This is a genomic window from Micrococcales bacterium, from assembly GCA_009784895.1.
In the GTDB taxonomy this organism is placed as follows: domain Bacteria; phylum Actinomycetota; class Actinomycetes; order Actinomycetales; family WQXJ01; genus WQXJ01.
Genome location: WQXJ01000101.1, coordinates 1 through 3097 on the forward strand (window position 1 = coordinate 1; position 3097 = coordinate 3097).

Sequence of the window (3097 nt, forward strand, 5' to 3'; positions counted from 1 at the left end):
AGACCAGCAGTGGGCCACGCTAACCCAGTTGAGGACCTGGCATACCAACCTGATCAACACAAACATCCGCTAGCGACACGACCCGCCTTCCCGAAACCCGGTATACACCGAGGCCACCAGCCTAAAACCCCTCAAACCAACCTGAAAGATGGGAATCACCCGTTGGCCCAGTCTGGGTAACCGTCACGGTCTTCGTAATCGCCGGGCTGCGTACCACCTGCACCCGTGGCCTCCCGCGGCCCCGCGGCCGCTACTCGGTCGGGTGTCCGTACCCCCGGATAGGGTGATTTCCATGAACAGCTCTGCTGGGGTGCCTGAGTCCCAGATTGTCCTCTACCAGACGGACGACGGCGAGACACGAATCGACGTTCGCTTGATCGACGAGACGGTGTGGCTGTCTCTAGATCAGATGGCTTCGCTGTTCCAGCGCGACAAGTCGACGGTGTCACGGCACATTTCGAACGTTTTTTCTGAGGGAGAACTGGATCAGGCAGGAACTGTTGCAGATTATGCAACAGTTCAGACCGAAGGAACTCGCAGGGTGGAAAGGCGGGTCACCCACTACAACCTAGACGTGGTCATTTCCGTTGGTTACCGGGTGAAGTCACTGCGCGGCACGCAATTCCGGCGCTGGGCACTTGGCGTGCTGAAGGAATACCTGACCAAGGGCTTCGCGCTGAACGACCCGCTGTTGAGGCAGGCCGGTGGAGGCTCGTATTGGCGGGAGCTGCTGGACCGCATACGTGACATTCGCTCGTCGGAAAAGGTCTTTTACCGCCAGGTTCTCGACTTGTACGCCACCAGCGCTGACTACGACCCGAAGGCTCCCGAAAGTATCGAGTTCTTCAAGGTTGTGCAAAACAAGATGCATTACGCCGCCATCGGGCACGCAGCCTCAGAGTACGGCGAATACCTCAAGCGCCTGGCAGAGGAGCCGTCGCCTGCCGAACGGGACTATCTGGACGCGATCAAGACAACCCAGAAGCGGATCGAGTCAACACAGCTACTACCAGACAAGCCCCTGTGAAGCGCAGGTCGCCCTTTGAATCAGGCCATCGATCCGGTGTGCCTTCCGCACTCATACCGCCCTGTGTGGGGCCGGAATCAGTTTATCTACATTTGCTAGAATGTAGACATGCGCTCAATCAGTATCGCCGAGCTGCGCCAGAACCCGGCCCCCGCCTTGGACACTGTGGCACGCGGCCAAGCGCTCACGGTTACCCGCTACCGCCGGCCGGTGGCGCGGATTGTGCCCGTGACCCGCCAGCATGTGCGCGGAACCGACGTCATGCAGGCCCTGGCATCGACCCCGGTCGACGACCAATGGGCGCTTCAACTTGAAGCCGAGCGGTCGATGGACCGAGCCGCCGACCCCTGGAAGCACTGATGAGGGTACTGCTCGACACCAGCGTCCTCATCCCTATCTCTGAGGCCGGGCAAGAACCACCTGACCTGTCAGATGTTGACGACGCGTTGGTTTCAACCCTGAGTTTCGCCGAGTTGGCGATTGGCGTCCACTCCGCAACGAACGTTGCGGTTTTGCGCCATCGGACGGCCCGGCTGGCCGCCCTGCGAGAGGTCTTCGGTGCCGGCTTGCCCTTCGATGATGACTGCGAAAAGTCCTACCAACGCATCCTGGCGCATATCGCAGATGCCGGCGGAGACGTCAAAGCCCGGCGCTTTGACAGACTTATCGCCGCAACTGCGCTGACACACGACGCGACGCTCGTGACTCGAAACGCCGAGCACGTCGCCAGCCTCAGGCCGCTGGTCAGCATAGACGTTCGCTAACCGGACCACTTTGCCCGGGCGAGGAAAAAGACCCGATGGAACGGGAACAGAACCTTGCCGTCGCGCCGGACCGGGTAGGCGTCGACAATCAGCGACCGGTACTGCTCCAAAAACTCTGCCCTGGAATCCTGATCAGTCAAGCGCTCCAGGTAAGGGCGAAGACCAGTGCCGCGGTACCACTCGACGATGGCGTCATGCGAGGCCATGGCTGGCATGTATTGGGTCACCCAGAGGTCTACCGAATCGGCCAAAGCGCTGGCCACGTCGTAGTACCAGGCCGCCCGGTGGATGGTGTAGGTGTTCGGCACGTCGCCCAACAGCGCCTGCCAGTGGGGTTGGGCCAACAGCTCAACCAAGGCGGTGTGCACCGGCATCTCGTCAGTGTCCGGAACCTGAACCGCCATCACTCCCCCGGGCCGCAGCAGCCCAAACATCGAGGCCAGCACCGCCTCTTGATCGCTGATCCACTGAATGACGGCGTTGGAAAAGACCAAGTCGAACTTGCCCAGGAATCCCAAGTCGCCGGTCGCATCTGCTAGGACCCATTTGACATGGGGCAGGACCGCCTTGGCCTGGTCCAACATGGCAGGGGAGTTGTCCAGACCTACCAGCTCGACTTCAGGCCAGCGTTTCGCCAGGACGGCGGTGGAGTTGCCCGGCCCGCAGCCGATGTCGATAATCCGGCCGGGTGCAGAAACGTCCACTCGCGCAGCCAGATCGATCGAAGGTTGTGTCCGTTGCCTCTCGAACACCAGATAGGCCGCTGGATCCCATTCCGCCACCCGCGCATGCTACCAAGCGGCGGGCAGTTTATGGATCTGTGTGGAAACGCCGCCCGTGCCGGCCATTAACTATGCAGGGACAATAACCGGTCCGTACTGAAGCGGGTTCGGGGAAGGAGCTTCAAATGCTCAACAGGATGCGTGGTCGCCAATACCGGCCAGAGTGGTTCTCTGTCGTCTCAACGCCCGCTTCAGGGCCCTCACCGAAAGGCGATCACATGATCACACAAAGGAAGTCCAAGACTGGCTGGCGAGGTCGTCTGGCCAGCATTGCAACAGCCCTCCTGTTGGGCATGGGTCTGACTGGCGTACCGCTAACGGCTAGCCACGCTGCCACTGTCCCGCCTGCTCCCACCGGCGTAAAGGCGGTCAAGCGTGACAATTCGTCTGCCACGGTTTCCTGGAACGCCTCTGCAGGCGCCACCTCCTATCAGGTTGAATATCAGTCAGCCAACACCAGCTGGACCTGGAAGACGGAAACCGACTATAAGACGAAGACAGCCACATCGTTTGTCTCCACCAAT

General features: G+C 60.6%; 5 protein-coding genes. 4 read left to right on the forward strand and 1 reads right to left on the reverse strand.

Annotated features, from left to right (window positions below; all coding sequences use genetic code 11):
• The first annotated feature begins 292 nt into the window (after positions 1–292).
• From FWD29_10075 to FWD29_10085, 3 genes are all read left to right on the forward strand, one after another.
• Positions 293–1027, forward strand: coding sequence for a virulence RhuM family protein (locus tag FWD29_10075; protein ID MCL2804275.1), 735 nt, complete (start codon positions 293–295; stop codon positions 1025–1027).
• Between the two features lie 108 nt (positions 1028–1135).
• Positions 1136–1387, forward strand: coding sequence for a type II toxin-antitoxin system prevent-host-death family antitoxin (locus FWD29_10080; protein MCL2804276.1), 252 nt, complete (start codon positions 1136–1138; stop codon positions 1385–1387).
• Positions 1387–1791, forward strand: a complete 405-nt coding sequence (locus FWD29_10085; GenBank protein MCL2804277.1) for a PIN domain-containing protein — start codon at positions 1387–1389, stop codon at positions 1789–1791. Before FWD29_10080 ends, FWD29_10085 begins: the two co-directional genes overlap by 1 nt.
• Here FWD29_10085 and FWD29_10090 read toward each other — a convergent pair.
• The gene (locus FWD29_10090; GenBank protein ID MCL2804278.1) at positions 1788–2573 is read right to left on the reverse strand and encodes a methyltransferase domain-containing protein; all 786 of its coding nucleotides are present in this window, start codon (positions 2571–2573) and stop codon (positions 1788–1790) included. The two genes, FWD29_10085 and FWD29_10090, sit on opposite strands and share 4 nt — an antisense overlap.
• A 218-nt stretch (positions 2574–2791) precedes the next feature.
• On the opposite strand from FWD29_10090, the gene FWD29_10095 reads away from it, so the two are divergent.
• On the forward strand, positions 2792–3097 hold a 306-nt coding region (locus FWD29_10095; GenBank protein MCL2804279.1), incomplete at its 3' end, for a fibronectin type III domain-containing protein.